The 16,279-nt window shown below is 41.9% G+C and carries 15 protein-coding genes; 7 read left to right on the top strand and 8 right to left on the bottom strand.

From position 1 onward, the window contains the following. Positions 1-23: 23 nt before the first annotated feature. The 3 genes from ACHUE3_RS16065 to ACHUE3_RS16075 are packed head-to-tail and all read left to right on the top strand — an operon-like array spanning position 24 to position 3,128. Entirely contained in the window at positions 24-1,187 is a 1,164-nt protein-coding gene (locus ACHUE3_RS16065; RefSeq protein ID WP_394193366.1) for an efflux RND transporter periplasmic adaptor subunit, read from the top strand. Positions 1,188-1,189: 2 nt separating this feature from the next. After that, positions 1,190-1,897, top strand: a complete 708-nt coding sequence (locus tag ACHUE3_RS16070) for an ABC transporter ATP-binding protein (RefSeq protein ID WP_058561371.1) — start codon at positions 1,190-1,192, stop codon at positions 1,895-1,897. Beyond that, positions 1,890-3,128, top strand: a complete 1,239-nt coding sequence (locus ACHUE3_RS16075) for an ABC transporter permease (RefSeq protein WP_394193367.1) — start codon at positions 1,890-1,892, stop codon at positions 3,126-3,128. Before ACHUE3_RS16070 ends, ACHUE3_RS16075 begins: the two co-directional genes overlap by 8 nt. Here the strand turns inward: ACHUE3_RS16075 and ACHUE3_RS16080 are convergent, their stop codons facing one another. Together ACHUE3_RS16080 and ACHUE3_RS16085 are read right to left on the bottom strand one after the other, a co-directional pair. Continuing rightward, positions 3,129-3,458 carry a Bor/Iss family lipoprotein gene (locus ACHUE3_RS16080; protein WP_394193368.1) on the bottom strand — a complete coding sequence of 110 codons (330 nt, stop codon included), beginning with the start codon at positions 3,456-3,458 and terminating at the stop codon, positions 3,129-3,131. Beyond that, complete coding sequence (locus tag ACHUE3_RS16085; protein WP_394193369.1) at positions 3,455-3,769, bottom strand: Bor family protein; 315 nt, start codon at positions 3,767-3,769, stop codon at positions 3,455-3,457. Before ACHUE3_RS16085 ends, ACHUE3_RS16080 begins: the two co-directional genes overlap by 4 nt. A gap of 175 nt (positions 3,770-3,944) precedes the next feature. On the opposite strand from ACHUE3_RS16085, the gene ACHUE3_RS16090 reads away from it, so the two are divergent. Continuing rightward, positions 3,945-4,187, top strand: coding sequence for a DUF5329 family protein (locus tag ACHUE3_RS16090; protein ID WP_394193370.1), 243 nt, complete (start codon positions 3,945-3,947; stop codon positions 4,185-4,187). 46 nt (positions 4,188-4,233) lie between these two features. On the opposite strand, the gene ACHUE3_RS16095 is transcribed toward ACHUE3_RS16090, so the two are convergent. Both ACHUE3_RS16095 and ACHUE3_RS16100 read right to left on the bottom strand, forming a co-directional pair. Then, the gene (locus tag ACHUE3_RS16095) at positions 4,234-7,809 is read right to left on the bottom strand and encodes a M1 family aminopeptidase (RefSeq protein ID WP_394193371.1); all 3,576 of its coding nucleotides are present in this window, start codon (positions 7,807-7,809) and stop codon (positions 4,234-4,236) included. Positions 7,810-7,820: 11 nt separating this feature from the next. Next, positions 7,821-8,699 (bottom strand): ABC transporter ATP-binding protein, encoded by an 879-nt coding sequence (locus ACHUE3_RS16100; RefSeq protein ID WP_394193372.1) that lies wholly within the window; start codon positions 8,697-8,699, stop codon positions 7,821-7,823. Between the two features lie 188 nt (positions 8,700-8,887). On the opposite strand from ACHUE3_RS16100, the gene ACHUE3_RS16105 reads away from it, so the two are divergent. Further along, positions 8,888-9,565, top strand: a complete 678-nt coding sequence (locus ACHUE3_RS16105; protein WP_394193373.1) for a nitroreductase family protein — start codon at positions 8,888-8,890, stop codon at positions 9,563-9,565. Here the strand turns inward: ACHUE3_RS16105 and ACHUE3_RS16110 are convergent. From ACHUE3_RS16110 to ACHUE3_RS16120, 3 genes are read right to left on the bottom strand one after another with little or no spacing between them, the layout of a single operon-like run. Further along, positions 9,558-10,628 carry an efflux RND transporter periplasmic adaptor subunit gene (locus ACHUE3_RS16110; protein ID WP_394193374.1) on the bottom strand — a complete coding sequence of 357 codons (1,071 nt, stop codon included), beginning with the start codon at positions 10,626-10,628 and terminating at the stop codon, positions 9,558-9,560. The two genes, ACHUE3_RS16105 and ACHUE3_RS16110, sit on opposite strands and share 8 nt — an antisense overlap. After that, the gene (locus tag ACHUE3_RS16115) at positions 10,618-13,905 is read right to left on the bottom strand and encodes an efflux RND transporter permease subunit (protein ID WP_394193485.1); all 3,288 of its coding nucleotides are present in this window, start codon (positions 13,903-13,905) and stop codon (positions 10,618-10,620) included. Before ACHUE3_RS16115 ends, ACHUE3_RS16110 begins: the two co-directional genes overlap by 11 nt. A gap of 4 nt (positions 13,906-13,909) precedes the next feature. Continuing rightward, positions 13,910-14,212 carry an ArsR/SmtB family transcription factor gene (locus ACHUE3_RS16120; protein WP_394193375.1) on the bottom strand — a complete coding sequence of 101 codons (303 nt, stop codon included), beginning with the start codon at positions 14,210-14,212 and terminating at the stop codon, positions 13,910-13,912. Positions 14,213-14,341: 129 nt separating this feature from the next. Here ACHUE3_RS16120 and ACHUE3_RS16125 point away from each other — a divergent pair, with 129 nt between their 5' ends. Next, a complete protein-coding gene (locus tag ACHUE3_RS16125; protein ID WP_394193376.1) occupies positions 14,342-14,530 on the top strand; it encodes a YgaP family membrane protein in 189 nt (62 codons plus the stop codon). 1 nt (position 14,531) lies between these two features. Further along, a complete protein-coding gene (locus tag ACHUE3_RS16130) occupies positions 14,532-14,876 on the top strand; it encodes a rhodanese-like domain-containing protein (RefSeq protein ID WP_394193377.1) in 345 nt (114 codons plus the stop codon). Positions 14,877-14,931: 55 nt separating this feature from the next. Here the strand turns inward: ACHUE3_RS16130 and ACHUE3_RS16135 are convergent, their stop codons facing one another. Beyond that, a complete protein-coding gene (locus ACHUE3_RS16135; protein WP_394193378.1) occupies positions 14,932-16,269 on the bottom strand; it encodes a DUF1501 domain-containing protein in 1,338 nt (445 codons plus the stop codon). Between the last annotated feature and the right edge of the window lie 10 nt (positions 16,270-16,279).

The following is a 16,279-nucleotide window of genomic DNA, read 5'->3' on the forward strand; positions in this document are numbered from 1 at the left end:
CCACAAAACACACGGAAATAACAATGAAAAAAGCCATTATCATCACCCTTGCGATTGCTGCGTTTGTTGCCTTAATTGTGTCAAAGCAAATCACTGGCAGTAAAGACGCGCCAGAAGTTAATATCGCACAGGTTGAACAAGGTAGTATTGCCGACTCTATTTTAGCCTCGGGTAACTTAGTGTTTAATACGCAAGTACAACTGCGTTCTGAAGTAACTGGTCGCGTAGACAAAGTGTTTGTAGAAGAAGGCCAAAGTGTGAAGCAAGGCGATATTTTAATGCGCCTTGATACCACCGCATTTGAATCTGAAGTCAATCGTAATAAAGCGGTTTTACGTGCCAGCGAAATTGAAATTAAGCACAGCAAAACACGCCTCAAAAATATTGAACGACAATTAAAACGTCAAAAAGAACTCTACGATGTTGGCCTTGCCGGCCAAGAAGTGTATGAAAACCTGCAAAATGCCCGTGACCTTGCCAAAATTGATATAGAAGCCCGCGGTGAAGCCTATAACCAAGCTAAAGCTTCGCTCTCTATTGCAGAAGATAGACTCAGTAAAAGCGTTTTTCGCGCACCAATGAGTGGTTTGCTGGCCTCGGTTAACATTAAAGAAGGCGAAACCGTTATAGCGGGCACCACCAATATTATTGGCTCTGACTTAATGCTGGTTGCCGATCCGAGCGCTATTTTGGCAGAGCTCAGGGTTGATGAAACCGATATTGCTGGCATCAAACTTGATCAACACACCGATATTTATGCCGCTGCTTATCCAAATCAACCCTTCACAGGCAAAGTGATTAACATCGGCACATCGGCTAAAAACCAGCCTGGTTCTCAGGGATTATCGTTTCGTGTAAAAGTGCTGCTTGATAACACCGACAGACAACTTTATGCCGGCATGAGTTGCCGTGCGGAAATTGCGACGAGTATTGCTGTGGATGGTTTAAAACTCCCCATAGAAGCAGTGCAAAAAGAGGGTGATAAATTTTTTGTATGGCGCTTAAACGACGATAACACAGTCAGCAAAGCGTATGTCGAAGTGGGAATTTCATCCGACATAGAGCAAGCCATCACCAAAGGCTTAACTAAAGATGAGCGCGTTGTTATTGGCCCTGCTCGTCCAGTCAGTAAGTTAAAAGAAAACGACACTGTAAAAGTAAAGCAGCCTATTAATGAGGATGCGTAATAATGTCGGCGGTTATTAGGCTTGAACACATAAACAAACAATACAAAATGGGTGAGCAAATATTTAAAGCTCTCGATGATGTAAACGTTGTTATTGATGAAAACGAATATGTAGCGATCATTGGTCCGTCCGGCTCAGGTAAATCTACTTTAATGAATTTACTCGGCTGTTTAGACACCCCAACCAGTGGCGATTATTTTTTAAAAGATAAACTCGTAAAAAGCATGACTGAGACGGAGCTAGCCCATCAGCGCAATGAGAGCGTGGGGTTTATTTTTCAGAGCTTTAATTTATTGCCACGTGCCTCTGCACTTGAGAACGTGATGCAACCGCTGGTGTATCGTTTTATCCCTGCTAAGCAGCGTAAACAAAAAGCACTTGAAGCTCTCAAGCGTGTAGGCCTGGGTGATAAAGTTGATCATCTATCAAGTCAGTTGTCGGGTGGCCAACGCCAGCGGGTTGCAATTGCCCGTGCACTAGTAACTAAACCACATATTTTATTAGGTGATGAACCTACCGGTAACCTCGATAGCAAAACCACCACCGAGATCATGGCGTTATTTGATGAGCTGCATAACGAAGGCCACACCATTATTTTAGTAACTCACGAGCAAGACATTGCCGATCATTGCCAGCGAGTAATTCGTTTAGTAGATGGAAAAGTGGTTAGTGATGTGCGCAAAGGTGAAGGAGACAAACAACATGTTTAAATCTGCCATTGCGATAATGGAAGGCACTAAAGCGGCACTCATGGCTATTAAAGCCAACGCCATGCGCAGCGCTTTAACATGCTTAGGTATTATTATTGGGGTAGCTGCAGTAATAACTGTGGTTGCGGTAATGCAGGGTTTTACCAAACAAATAAACGATCAGCTTGCTGATATGGCACCTGATGTTACCTCTATCAAACCATTTACCAGCATTGAACAAGAAATGGTGGGGAAAAATGCAAAGCTCACCTACAGCGATTTTTTAACCTTAAAAGCTCGGGTAAAAGAAGCGGAAACTTTTACTGCACTTATGTTTACTTGGCGTTTTTCTGGTGGCGCTGAGTACGGTAATAAAAGTCATTCATCACGCGTGATGGGCACCGAACAAGATTATCAAAAAGCATACCGCACATTCCCCGAACTCGGTCGTTTTATTCGCGCTGAAGATGACGAGAAACGCCGCCGCGTTGCCTTTATTGGCCCTTCAATTATCGAAAAATTAAACCTCCCTGATAACCCCGTAGGTGAATACATAAAACTGGGTGGCGAATGGTTTAGAATCATTGGCGTGGCTGAAAAGCAAGGCAGTTTACTGGGATTTGATCAAGACGATTATATTAATATTCCTATCAGTACCATGAGCGCACTTGAAGGGGCTAGCAGTACCAGCAACGTACAAATTATGTTTAGATTAAAAGAAAGCAGTGACGAAGAGTTAGTGCTTGCCAAAATTACCCGTATTCTGCGTCAACTACATAAGTTAGAAGACGGTGAAGAGAACGATTTTGAGTTTGAAACCGCAGAAAAAGCCCGCGCCAATGTCGATAAGTTCACTGGCAGTGCAACCGCTATCACCGCGGGTATTGTGGGTATTAGTTTAGTCGTAGGTGGCATCGGTGTTATGAATATTATGCTGGTATCGGTTACCGAACGTACCCGTGTTATTGGCACATTAAAAGCACTTGGCGCAACACCTGGGTTTATCATGCTGCAATTTTTAGTTGAAGCGGTGGTGTTATCGCTCTTTGGTGGGTTAATTGGTCTGGCGATTGGCTATGGCGCTGCGGCGCTTATTTCGCTCTCGGTGCCGAGTATGCCTGATGCCTATATACCTGGTTGGGCTATTATGTTGTCGTTTGGTTTTACGTCATTAATCGGTATTGTATTTGGCTTAGCCCCCGCTATTAAAGCTGCAAGGCTAAACCCTATTGACGCACTACGCTACGAATAATTATTGCACGCTATAAGGTACCTTAGCACAGCTGACCTCTACAGTTTTAGGGTACCAAATAGGGCCTAAGTCGTTTACTACTAACTCGGCCAAGCCATTAGTAAATGATTTATATGTCTGTACACTTTGCCACTGCGAGTCAGGGCAAACTTCAGATAAATTAACCGCGTCAGAACCTTCATATAATGCAGCTGCAAAGTTATGATGCCATTGCTCACTTTTATGGTTATTGGCTAAATCATCATACTCGCCATTATCAAAGTGAATATTTGTGCATCCGGTTAAAACCAATATCAATAGGCACAACGTAAACAAGCTTAGATTTTTCATATTCCTTCTCCTGCAGCAAAATGCTCAGCGCACCAAACCTTAATGGTATGCGGCGCATAAATACCTAAAGTCACCAACTCTAACGCTCCGTCAGTAAATGTTTGTTGTGACTGCATTTGGACAACAGTTTGATCGCCACATACTTTTTTAACATCAACACGCTCTTCACCGACTAGCCCCCACATAAAAAATGGGCGGCTATCTTGGTAACTTGGCTTTGAACTCAGCTTAGTGATTTGCTGTGGTTGAATTGTTACCGACGAGCAAGCACTGAGCACAAGTAACGCTGAACAAGTTAATAACGCTCTCATTGTTATATCCTTTTATGTATTGATTAAGAGCTGTAAGTGTATATTCAAAATGTTCACTAAAAGGTAAGAAACTGTTATAACTTTGTAGGCAAATAGTAGACTTTTTTACATGGACTTAATCAGGTAATGGTTATCTTAAAATGGTATCTACGTTAACTAAAAATAAGACTCCTCAATGTTCAAGAATATGCATTACCTACATCGGCTTTGCATTACCTTGTTCGTATTATGTAGCCAATTTAGTCACGCAAGTGAAATCGATAAAGAGGTTAACCACCTCATCAAGCTTATTGCACAAAGCAATACCCTATTTATTCGTAATGGGGATAAGCACACCAATAATGAAGCCGCAGAGCACTTAACCATGAAGTACCACAAAAGGGTAAGCGTTATGCCAAAACAGCGGATGACTTTATAGAAAATTTAGCAAGTAAGGAAAAGGCCCCGCAAGAGGCCTTTTGTATTTATAGTGCTTTGATATTATCTCCGCTTTTCTTGTCTATTAATTTGATAAATGGGTCAACACCAGCAAATTTAGGTAACTCTTTTACCTTTAATGTAATGGTATTTTCACCTGTTTTAATCTCGTGTTTTTGCATGTAAATAACAGTATCCCCTTCCTGAATTTCATTTGGATCTGCGCTAAACAAAGCAACATCGATCATTTGCGCTAATGGAATATCTTCTTCATTTCCTTCACCATCAGCATGTTTTTTCGCTGCTGAGATTGTTAGCGTAATGATATGCTCGCCATCAACAGATTTAGCCTCTTGAACATCAACTTCACTGAGCTTTAACTCATACAATGTAATGGCATTAAACTGATCTTCAATGAATGCTTGCTCTTGCTCACTCGCCCCTTGCTTTAGATAGGCAATAAAGTCTAACGTAGTAGGGTAACGCTCTTGCGCATATTGGTAATCTTGTAAAAACGCTCGTAAAACGGCATTTAAACGTTGTTCACCTAACAGATCATGGATGGCCATCATAACTACAGACCCTTTGTTATAATGGATGTATTGCTGCCATACTGTACGAGCAAGAGTCCTCTCCTCATAAGGCTCAGTCGTTCGTCCGAGCAAATAACGATCGAGCTCATACTTTAAAAATTTACGAAGATTGTTTTCACCGTATCTCTCTTTCATCACCATAATTGCTGCATATTGAGAGAGCATTTCAGATAATATATTCGACCCCTCAACGTTCGCACCAATCACCTGATGTGCCCACCACTGGTGTGCTAATTCATGGGCGGTAACGTAGTAAGGAAGATTAATGTTATCAGGATCGCGTATATCGGTAATAAATCCCAAATTTTCAGAGAATGGGACTGTATTAGCAAAACTCTGCGCAAAACCACGATAGCGAGGATACTCTATAATACGCATTTGCTTATGCTGATAGGGACTAAACTCTTTGGAAAAATAATCTAAAGAATCTTTAGTAGATTGAATCATCGAATCTACGTTCCAAGCATGATCTTTGTGATGATACACCTCAATATTTACACCATTGTGCTGCTCTTTTTTCACCTCAAGCTCCATAGAGAGCAAGGTGTAAAAATGTAACATAGGTGCATCCATTTCGTATACAAACGTAGTACGGCCATCTTTAGTACTTTGTGATTGCAAGTAACCTGGAACCATCGCAACTTGCGACTCATCGGTAGTAATTGTGGCAGCAAAGCTAACATAATTATCCGCAAATAAAGGCTGAGCATGGTATTGCGTTTCTTCAATTTTATTGCCGCGTTTTAACTCTGGTAAACCTCTTTGACGACGCTCATTTTTATCTTGCAATTGTTTACCAAAGGAATAACCAAAGGTTGGAAACAGTGCAGTGTTATCTATAAATGTACCGTTATATAAAAGTTGTTCATCACTACCTCTATCTACGAAACCTTTAGTATAGCGCTCTACGCTCATTACAATTTCACGGCTTTCATTTGGTTGCATTGGCTCTGTAAACTCTAACCATGCATGACGATGCTGCTCATTTAACTCGCCCAGTTGCGCACCATCTACCTCAACACTCCAGTTATGAGTATGATTAGGCTTATTGACTAATACACCTGTAATCGGTTGCTGCGATTTGTTTTCTACTTGCATAACTACGCTTGCATTAATACGTCGCTCTTGAGGGTAGATATCTGCAGTAACAACAACATCTGTTGGTATAGGGACAGCCGCATCGGCAAATTGACCAAACTCACGTTCATATTGCTCTTTCAAGTCTTCACGCTGATCACTAGTAATAAATGGGTTAATCACTGTTGTGTTGTAGTAAATATAACTGCCTGCGCCTACAAAAATAAGTGCACCGCACACTATAATCACTTTACCTGAGTTACCTAGCTGATAGCCAATTAGCTTTACGCGTGCTTTTAAACCCTGCCCAGCCCCACGCGGCCAAAGTGCATAGCTAAGTGCGGCAATGATCACACTAAAGCCAAACCAGTATAAGTTATACCAATGCACTGCCGTTAAAAAGTGGCCGTATCCATTAATATCTGAATAAGGCGCATATGGAGTGGCACCTATTTTAAACATTTTATGCTCAAAGCCATAGTTACTCATAACCTGAGTAGTAATAAAGTACAGTACATATAACCCCATACCGACGTATTTATTAGGGCTAATTACTTGTAATAAAAAAGCAAAGCCGCCTTGAAAAATAAGCATGAGTACAAATAAATAACCAAGCCTGATTACATATTGTGCAATATCAAAGTTCTCCATACCCATAATCATTTGATAAAACAGTGTCACCAAAGAGCCAAATGCACATAACAATAATAAAACAGCACTCAGAGCTACATATTTAGAGCCCCAGAACACCCAATTTACAACAGGGTAAGCATCAACAATGTCTGCCACACGTGATTCACGATCGTGCCATACAAGTTCACCGCAATAATAAACCAGTACAATAATCATCAATACGCTAAAGCTTTCTTGAATTAGCTCAACCATTCTAAAAGTAACTGGCCAAACATCAGTTCCGTATGCACCCATTGAACCTACTAACGCAGGAATTAATGTCGCTAAAGATAAAATAAGCAAAATACCAAACGAATAGCTTTTTATAACTTGTTTGACCTCAAAAACAGTCCGCGTTAAAAACTGCGACCATGCATTACTTCCCGTCGCCTTTGCCTTTATATTAAAACCAAGAGCAGTTGCAGAATTAGTATTACTATCTTTATTGGCCCTGCCTTTCACTTTTTGCTTTTGCATTAAGTGGTGGGATGTATTTAGCACTGTGGTTGCTAATGCCACCAAAGCAACACCGACCCAAATTAATCTATTGTGTAATAGCTGATCAGTTAACGTAATTTGCATCACGTTGCGATCAGCTATTGTCCAATATTCCATTTGGATTCCCATAGCAGACAGAGCAAACATATCTAAATAAGCTGAGATTTCGCGATATTGAATATCAGAGAAGATATTCGATCCAACCAAATAACTAATAAGTAAGGCAACGGCGACTAGATACAGTGCCACCATGCTGCGAAAGCGCATTGCTACAGCATTGATTAATGAAGAGATAACAAATAAAGAAGGAACAGCAATATAAAAGAAAGGTACTAAATAATAGCTTAGTTTATTTTCACCAACCATTTCACTATCTAACCAGCCCATTAAACTACCAAAACCACTGCCAATCCACACTCCCAACATAGTAGTTGAAAATACCAATAGAGTGACCAAATAAGCCCCGATAAATCTGCCCGCTCTATACTGGGCGATGTTTAGTGGCTTACTCAAAACTAATTCGTTGAGTTTACTCACGTCATCACGAATAGCGGAGCTACCGACAAAATTAACCACTAAAAAAATAGCAAATACAGACATAATCGCAATGACTTGCAAAATTGCGTAAGGAGAATTTACATTTACATTACTGCTTCCACCTATTTGCACAGTGTCAGAAACAGACGCCATAAAAGTAAGGAAAAACAAAATAAGAGACGTTATATAGAAAGAAGGCTGACGCATAAAATAGCGCAGCTCAAATTGCAACATTTTAAACAACATGATCAGTATCCTTATGCTGCTTTATTGCGATGTTTATGCAATGTTGAAAAATAGACATCTTCTAAATCAGCGGGCTTTGCTTCAAAACCTTGCGGGGCGTCGTCAGCAAATACGCTGAGTAATGTTTTGCCTGCAAATAAACGTTTTGCGATCACAGGTAATGACTTTTCGAGTTCGACAGCTTCGGCCTGACTCATCGCCTTGTGCCATATTTTGCCCTGTAGCGTATTAGTCAGCTCAATTGGATTGCCTTCTAGCAAAATTTGTCCACTTGCTAACACAGCCATATTTGGGCAAAGCTCAGATACATCTTCAACTATGTGGGTTGATAAGATCACTACTTTACTTTCACCTAAACCAACTAATAAATTATGAAAACGATTGCGCTCTTCAGGATCAAGCCCTGCCGTTGGCTCATCTACAATCAGTAAATCAGGGTCGCCTAATAAAGCTTGTGCAATACCAAAACGCTGACGCATCCCGCCCGAAAAACCACTCACCGCATTTTTTCTGTGGTCGTATAAATTAGTTTGCGCGAGCAACCCTTCAACGGCCTCTTTACGCTCAGCTTTGTTGTTTAAGCCTTTTAAAATAGCCATATGATCAAGTAAGTCATAAGCACTTACGCGTTGGTATACACCAAAATCTTGTGGTAAATAACCTAAACGCTCACGTAAACTTTTTGGCTGTGATAAAACATCAACCCCGTCAAACTCTATACTACCGCTATCTGCTGATTGCAGTGTTGCAATTGTACGCATCAATGAAGATTTACCCGCACCATTTGGCCCAAGTAAACCAAACATCCCTTTAGGAATATTTAGGTCGACACCTTGTAGAGCGTGTACACCGTTGTCATAGGTTTTTGATAACCCTTTTATTGATAGCATTTTTACTTCCTTGAATTGTAAGTATTATTTTTGTACTGCTTTATAGCACAATAAAAATGGGAACATAAGTTATTAACTAGTTAACTTTGTAAAAATAAATAAACGGAAATTCACTCTAATAACACTTGATTAGAAGTAAGCCTCTCGGTATAAAAGCCAAACACTCTAAAAATAAGAAGCGAAAAGCCATGCAGCAACACGACAAACAACCTCTTAATGACTTTAATGAATACCCACAAGAAATTATGCTTGAACGCGCAAAGGAGTTTTTAACCACTAGCCAGCGTCGTCACAGTATTCGTAACTTTAGCGATCGGCCTGTACCAAAAGAGATTATAGAAACCTGTATCAAAGCCGCAGGGACCGCCCCAAGTGGAGCGAATCATCAGCCGTGGCATTTTGTCGCGATTCATTCTAGTGACGTTAAAAAACAGATTAGAGAGGCCGCAGAAAAATTAGAGCGCTCTTTTTATGAAGGACGCGCGGGCGAAGAGTGGCTTGATGCTCTTAAACCATTAGGTACTGATGCCAGTAAACCTTATCTAGAGCATGCCCCTTGGTTAATTGCTGTATTTAGTCAAAAGAAAGGTGGGTTAAGCACCGATGACAAAAACACCAATTATTATGTGCATGAATCAGTGGGGCTCGCGACAGGCTTTTTAATTCAAGCGCTACACCGAGCAGGCCTTGCAACGCTAACGCACACCCCTAAGCCAATGAGTTTTTTAACCGATATTTGTGGCAGAGACAAAGACAATGAACGCCCTTATATGCTTTTAGTGGCTGGTTACCCCAGTGATGAAGCAACCGTACCAAATCATGCGCTGGTGAAAAAATCACTCGACGAAATAGCCACCTTTATTTAAAAAGAGTCGGCTTATAATCAGCCGCAAGTTTGTCGCCGGGGTTTAGCCCCGCGACAACATGCACGTTTGTACCCTGCACCTCGCCTAAGCGCACAAAGCGACGTTCAACAACATTATTATTAATCACATACACCATATTTAATTGGCCAAACTCATGCACCCAATCAGTTGCAACCATCACACCTTGTTGTGCGTGTAATGGCAATTGTAACTGCGCGTATAATCCAGGCATCAACGTGCTGTCTGACTCTATATCCAAACGAATTAATAAACTGCGTGCGGCGCTGTCTGCTACTGGCACAATTTCAGTCACTATTGCTTCAGTGCTTATATTTAATGTGGGTAAACTGACTTGCAGCATTTGCCCTAATCGCAGCTTAACTGCTTGGCGTTCACGAACATTAAATTCAAGTTGAAGTTGCTGGGGATTATACAAGGCAAGTAGTGGTTTCCCCGGAGTGGCTGTGTCACCGGGTTCGACTAACCGCTCGACCACAACACCCGAAATTGGCGCTTTAATACGGGTAAACTCAAGGGCTACTTGAGCTTGCGTTTGTTGCTGCTGCGCAATCGCTAAATTAGCTGTTGCATTATCGAACTTGGCTTTTGCATCATCAAGATCACTGACCGAGACTAAGCCTTGTGAATATAAATCACTGATGCGTTTAAGCTGTTTCTCAGCTTGTGTTAGCTGCGCTTGAATCGCCTTTATTTGCGCACCACTTTGTGCCAATTGTGCTTTAAAGTCATTTTGTTCCAAACTGATAAGTACGTCACCTCGAGTTACACTATCACCTGCTCGTACATTTAAACGCTCTACCTGCGCCATAACTCGTGATGAAATTTGTGTATTTTGTTTTGAAATCACACTGCCTGGCACCAACTCGTTACGTGCAATGGCTGAAGTATTAACCACAATCACTCGGCCTGCGTAATCAGATGCGGGGATCACTTTATTTCCAGCAGCCTGCTTATCTGAAAAACTCCCAGCCATATAAAGTACTGAACCAATAATCACCACCAACGCGATGATTGAGCCAAACAGTTTTGATTTACCTTGCATGAGCATCATCCTCAGTTGCTTGTGTGTTTGAAAAAACTAAAAAATAAACTAACGGCACGACAAATAGTGAAAAGACAGTCGATGCCACAATGCCAAAGATTATGGCAATCGCTAAGCCACTAAAAACGGGGTCGAGGGTGATCACTAAGTTGCCAAGTAAAGTGGTGCCTGCTGTCAGTAGCACTGGGCGCAAGCGTGTTGTTCCAGCGGCAATTAAAGCATCTTTAATTACCATGCCGTGCGCTCTGGATTGATTGATAAACTCAACGAGAATAAGCGAGTTACGTATAACAATCCCGGCTAATGCGATCATGCCTATCATGGCTGTTGCGGTGAATAAAACCGGTTCTGGAGCACCTGCAATGCTTCGCTCACCAAACTGATTAAGCAGCCAAAAGCCAGGCATTATACCTATCACCGTTAAAGGAATCGCCGACATGATGATCAACGATAAGCTTGCTGATTGTGTTTGAATGCGCAAAATAATAAAGATCGCGGTTAAAGCGAATGCAAATGCAATTCCCATATCACGAAATACATCAATCGTGATTCGCCATTCCCCTTCACCACTAAACGTAACGTGTGTACCTTCGGGTAGTTGCCAAGCTGCGGTGCCACCGTTATTGAAAAAGTGCCTACTTAACCAATCTGTTTGAGTAAACTCATTACTACTTGCATTTAAATCAGCACTTACATCGGCAATAATTTCTGCTGGTGTGCGGCCATTTAGCTCAGCCATGACATAAACGACATCGCGTTGGTCTTTGCGCATAATAGGTTTAGCTACGTTTAATGATGAAAACTCACCGAGCTCTGACAAGGACACTAGCGGACGAGGTGCGCTCGATAATCCATATTCATCCATGGTTTTTGCCAGTTCACGATCACCACGTACTTGCATAGCAAGCAGCGTTGCTAACTGATTTCGCTGCTGATACGGCAACTGCATTTTAATGTCAATTGGTTGCGTTTCACCACTGACGTACATAACACCCACACGCTTACCCGCAGAGGCGATAGACAGTGTATTGGCAATGTCGTCGGTTGACACACCTGATAGTGCCGCTTTTGTTTTATCGCTAATAAAGCGTTGTAAAGGAGCTGGCGCGGCAATACTGGTATCCACTTCCACAACGTGTGGCTCTTGCCTCAAGCGCTCTGCAACATTGCGTGCGGCTTGATGGAAAGTCGCAGTATCAACAAATGCGTCACGGTATACTTCAGCGACAAGGGTGCTTAAAACAGGTGGCCCCGGCGGCACTTCTACGACCTTAATGACAATACCGTTAACAGCGAGAGGTGCAAGTTGTTTACGCAAACGCATGACTATGCCATGCGATTGTTGCTCTCGCTCTGCTTTATCTAATAACAGCACTCTTAACTCGGCCAGATGTGAAGCTTCACGACGGTAATACCCGCGCACCATGCCATTAAAGTCCATACTTGATGGCTGACCAACATAAGCGGCTATTTCGCTCACCTCGTTTAGTTGCCACGTTACAGCCTGCACTTTTCGGGTAACAAGGGCTGTTTGCTCTAAGCTTGTTCCCTCTGGCATATCAATCAGAACTTGCACTTCATTTTTATTATCAAAGGGTAATAGCTTCAGCGGAACCGCGCGCATCACTGGCAATAAAGCACTGATGACAAAAAGGGCTAAGGTTATCCATAGAACGAACTTTGCTCTGCTTTTTGATGCTAACAATGGTGTTAGCATACGCTCATAAATACCCGCTTTTTGTATCACCGCTACAGGCGGTTCAGCCCCCGTCTCTTTTAATAATTTCATGGCAAGCCATGGGGTAACAAAAAACGCGACTATGGTAGAAACCGCCACACTTAACGGAACATTGAATGCCATTGGTGCCATATAAGGCCCCATCATGCCAGTGATATAAGCCAGTGGTATAAATGCCACCATAATGGTCAAGGTAGACATTAACAGTGCACCGCGTATTTCACTCATCGCGGCTACGATTTGTTGCTTTTTATTGCCCTTTTTTTGTAAAAAACGACTGATATTGTCGATGCCCGTTATAGGGTCATCCACCAGCAAACCCAGGGATAAAATCAATGCAAAAAGTGTCACCCTATTAATGGTGTAGCCAAAAGCAAAATCTAAACTCAGGGTAATGCCATAACAAATAGGCACCGCAAGACCCACCACTATCGCGGGGCGCCAGCCTAAAAATACCCCAACAAAAATAACCACTGTAAATACAGCAAACACCAAGCTTGACACTAAGTTATTCACTTTTTCATCTGCCGTTTGGCCGTAATCCCGCAGTGTGGTGTAGTCTATTTCAGGGGGTAAAAAGTCGGCTTTAAGCTCAGTCATCATCTGATGCACGTCGTTAGCAACTGCAACAGCGTTGGTGCCTGCTTTTTTGGCAATACTGAGGGTCACTAATGGCTGATCTTGATTGTCATTAGATTTTGCTAACCACTGATAGTTATCAGGCTCACTTGGCCCATCAAGGACATGAGCCACATCGCTTAAATAAACCGTTTTGCCATTAATGACATTAACCACTAACTGTTCTATTGCGGTTTTTGACCGAAGTACATCTCCGGCCTGTAGCGTTATTTGCTGCGCGACATCGACAACACTGCCAACGTGCGTGAGCTGGTTTGATACGCTTAAGGCATAATATACATCTGCCAACGTTGTTTGATGCGCCGCCAATGCGCTGGCATCTAAGTTAACAGTTAAGGTGCGTGTGCGCCCTGCAATAACTTTTACTTCACTGGTGTTTTCAATACGCTGAAGGCTGTTTGCAATTTCATACGCAAAACGGGTTAACTCAAAATCACTGTAGAGTTTTGGATCTTTACTGAATAGGCCAAGCATCACAATTGGCACGTCGTTCACTTCCACCGGTCTCACTTGCCATGCACTAATAATTGATGCCATGGTATGTTGATAACTATAAAGTTTTGCGTATGTATCTAAAATGGCTTGCTCGCGATCATGCCCCACTTCAAAGCGAAGCGTAACAACGGTGCTATTACTGTGTGTAGTTGAGTAAATATGTTCGACACCACGCAGTTGTGCTAACAGTTTTTCTAGAGGTTGGGTGACTAACCGTGCGACTTGTGGCGCTTCAACGTTCGGAGCCGATACATATATATCAAGCATGGGAACCACAATTTGCGGTTCTTCCTCTCGTGGGGTCTGTTGTAACGCCATAATGCCGAGCAATACAGCCATCACAAAAATAATCACAGGAACACGGCCATTGAGGCTATTTTTTACTGCGCTATCAAGCGTAGACATCATCTTATTCCTTACAAAATAAGCCATATAATGTGGCCAACATCGCTTGCGCATGCTGATCCACTACACGGTAATAAATTGTTTGCCCCTCTCGACGCGTATCAACTATGTTGGCTTTACGCAGAGCTGCTAAATGCTGCGATAAGGCTGATTGTGCTAAAGGGACAGCTTCATTAAGTGCAGATACACTCATCTCTGTATCTTGTAATGAGCACAAAATCATTAAACGGTTTTTATTGGCTAATATCTTTAATAGCTTTTCAGCACGCTCTACATTGTTAGCCATAGCAGCAAAATCGATAGTCATAAGTTCACTCTTATATTCAAAGTACCAAAATAGTATAGGTTGTTATATTAGAAAAGTCTAATATTAGAATTTACTAATGTAGTTTTTTCTAATATATTTATTACATATTCACATTGTGTTGAGGTTAAAATGAAACTAAACGACTTACTCCGCCTTATTGCAGGCATCATGGTTGGCATTTCATTGTTGTTACAACAATTCCACGATCCATTATGGATTTGGTTTACTGTATTTATTGCCCTAAACTTAATTCAGTCAGCATTTAGCAAATGGTGCCCAATGATCACTATCTTAAAAAAACTTGGTTTTGAGGAATAACATGCTTACATCTATCCCTGATTTAATGAAAATAATTACACCCAGCCAACGTCGTATCGAAGCAGAACAAGCAAAGCAAGAGCTTGAGCAAAACCACGGCTTATTAATTGATGTTCGCGAGCCTGCCGAACATGCTACAAAGGCAGCAACGGGTGCAATCAACATCCCACGTGGTTTACTGGAAATGAAGTTAATGGAGATAGAAAAAGACCCTGCACGCCCTATTTATTTGCATTGTGCTAGCGGCGCACGTGCAACACTCAGTGCTGAAGCACTCACGCGTGTTGGTTACGAAAACGTGACGGTTATTACCTGTAAAGCGGATACTATCTGCCAAGTATTTTAATAGCGCAAATGATGAAATCGGCGAACAAAAGGTTCGCCGATTTAACATGATTCCTTTATAAAAACGCTAATGTTGGATTGTTAAAATTACTTAAGTTTGGAAATATATCGACAAGCTCAGAACTTGGTACACCAAACCACTTAGCTAAAGTAGCGAAGTATTGCTCATTTGCAACACTTGGAATTAAGCGCCCTGAGCCAACATCTTGCGGACCATCTAAATGCTGAGTAAGTAACTCACCGTAAATATCCCCGCCTTTGACTGCACCGCCCATCACAATTTGATTACCTGCCCAGCCATGATCAGTACCATCTCCATTTGACGTTAAAGTACGGCCAAAGTCAGACATGGTAAATGTTGTTACATTATCAGCCATATTCAGCTCTTTCATTGCACTATCAAACTCAGCCAGCCCTTGAGCGAGTGTGTTAAGTAATAGTGGATGGGTCTCTAACTGATCATCATGGGTATCAAAGCCACCCATAGAAACAAAAAACACCTGTCTTTGTGTACTCAACCTTGATTGAACACTAATTGCTTTGGCAACCGCTGCTAGCTGCTCTGATAAAGATGTTTCACTGAACACAGTTGAAAATTCAACGCCCGATTCCAGCGCTGCGTTCATTGTTTGGGTATTATTAATCGCTGAATTAAAGCTGTTTGCATATGCAGTCGTCAGAGGGTGCTGAGTATTACCCATCAAACGATTCATAATACTTGTCACATGCTCTGAGCGAGGCTGATAACCACCAAAAGCATTAATTTTACTGATACCGCTTTTGTTCAATGCAAATGCTTTTGTTTGATCGCCCGTTTGCCAAAGGTTAGTTCCATCCAATGAGATATTTGCGGCAAACTGGTCTTGCTGCCCTAAACGCTCTAACAAGCGTGCTCCCCATCCACTGTTTAATGACTGTTTTTCGCGTCCATACATCCATGATGCTTGTTGATCATTGTGTGAGAATAAATGCTTAGGTAGTGCGGTAGTTTTATTTTTGTAGTCATTGTAAGTGGTTGGTGTAAGCAAAGTACCAACACCGCCAACAAACGCTAAATTGGCAGAATCAAATACATTCTTTATTGCACTTAAAGAAGGGTGTAACCCCACCCCACCGGCAAAATTTGTTGGGGTATTTAATGCCACAGGTGAAGCTACCGCAAGGTTTTGTCGGCTTTGTTCGTACAGTACACGTTGCTCACCTTCTAATGGAACGAGCATATTCAGTGAATCATTACCGCCATATAAAAACACACACACCAACGCTTTGTAGTCAGTTAATTGTGCTGTATTTATTGAGCCGGTGAGCGCTTGTAACTGCAAACTTGTCAACGCGGCTGCTGATACTCCACCTTTTAAACATAATGATAAAAATTGTCGTCTATTTAAGCTCATTATATTTCTC

The organism is Pseudoalteromonas atlantica (assembly GCF_043641955.1).
GTDB lineage: Bacteria > Pseudomonadota > Gammaproteobacteria > Enterobacterales > Alteromonadaceae > Pseudoalteromonas > Pseudoalteromonas atlantica_A.

What these genes read in the sequence shown, in the direction of transcription:
- ACHUE3_RS16065 (WP_394193366.1), top strand. Translation starts at nt 24, where the DNA reads ATGAAAAAAGCCATTATCATCACCCTTGCGATTGCTGCGTTTGTTGCC.
- ACHUE3_RS16070 (WP_058561371.1), top strand. Translation starts at nt 1,190, where the DNA reads ATGTCGGCGGTTATTAGGCTTGAACACATAAACAAACAATACAAAATG.
- ACHUE3_RS16075 (WP_394193367.1), top strand. Translation starts at nt 1,890, where the DNA reads ATGTTTAAATCTGCCATTGCGATAATGGAAGGCACTAAAGCGGCACTC.
- ACHUE3_RS16080 (WP_394193368.1), bottom strand. Translation starts at nt 3,458, where the DNA reads ATGAAAAATCTAAGCTTGTTTACGTTGTGCCTATTGATATTGGTTTTA.
- ACHUE3_RS16085 (WP_394193369.1), bottom strand. Translation starts at nt 3,769, where the DNA reads ATGAGAGCGTTATTAACTTGTTCAGCGTTACTTGTGCTCAGTGCTTGC.
- ACHUE3_RS16090 (WP_394193370.1), top strand. Translation starts at nt 3,945, where the DNA reads ATGTTCAAGAATATGCATTACCTACATCGGCTTTGCATTACCTTGTTC.
- ACHUE3_RS16095 (WP_394193371.1), bottom strand. Translation starts at nt 7,809, where the DNA reads ATGTTGTTTAAAATGTTGCAATTTGAGCTGCGCTATTTTATGCGTCAG.
- ACHUE3_RS16100 (WP_394193372.1), bottom strand. Translation starts at nt 8,699, where the DNA reads ATGCTATCAATAAAAGGGTTATCAAAAACCTATGACAACGGTGTACAC.
- ACHUE3_RS16105 (WP_394193373.1), top strand. Translation starts at nt 8,888, where the DNA reads ATGCAGCAACACGACAAACAACCTCTTAATGACTTTAATGAATACCCA.
- ACHUE3_RS16110 (WP_394193374.1), bottom strand. Translation starts at nt 10,628, where the DNA reads ATGCAAGGTAAATCAAAACTGTTTGGCTCAATCATCGCGTTGGTGGTG.
- ACHUE3_RS16115 (WP_394193485.1), bottom strand. Translation starts at nt 13,905, where the DNA reads ATGTCTACGCTTGATAGCGCAGTAAAAAATAGCCTCAATGGCCGTGTT.
- ACHUE3_RS16120 (WP_394193375.1), bottom strand. Translation starts at nt 14,212, where the DNA reads ATGACTATCGATTTTGCTGCTATGGCTAACAATGTAGAGCGTGCTGAA.
- ACHUE3_RS16125 (WP_394193376.1), top strand. Translation starts at nt 14,342, where the DNA reads ATGAAACTAAACGACTTACTCCGCCTTATTGCAGGCATCATGGTTGGC.
- ACHUE3_RS16130 (WP_394193377.1), top strand. Translation starts at nt 14,532, where the DNA reads ATGCTTACATCTATCCCTGATTTAATGAAAATAATTACACCCAGCCAA.
- ACHUE3_RS16135 (WP_394193378.1), bottom strand. Translation starts at nt 16,269, where the DNA reads ATGAGCTTAAATAGACGACAATTTTTATCATTATGTTTAAAAGGTGGA.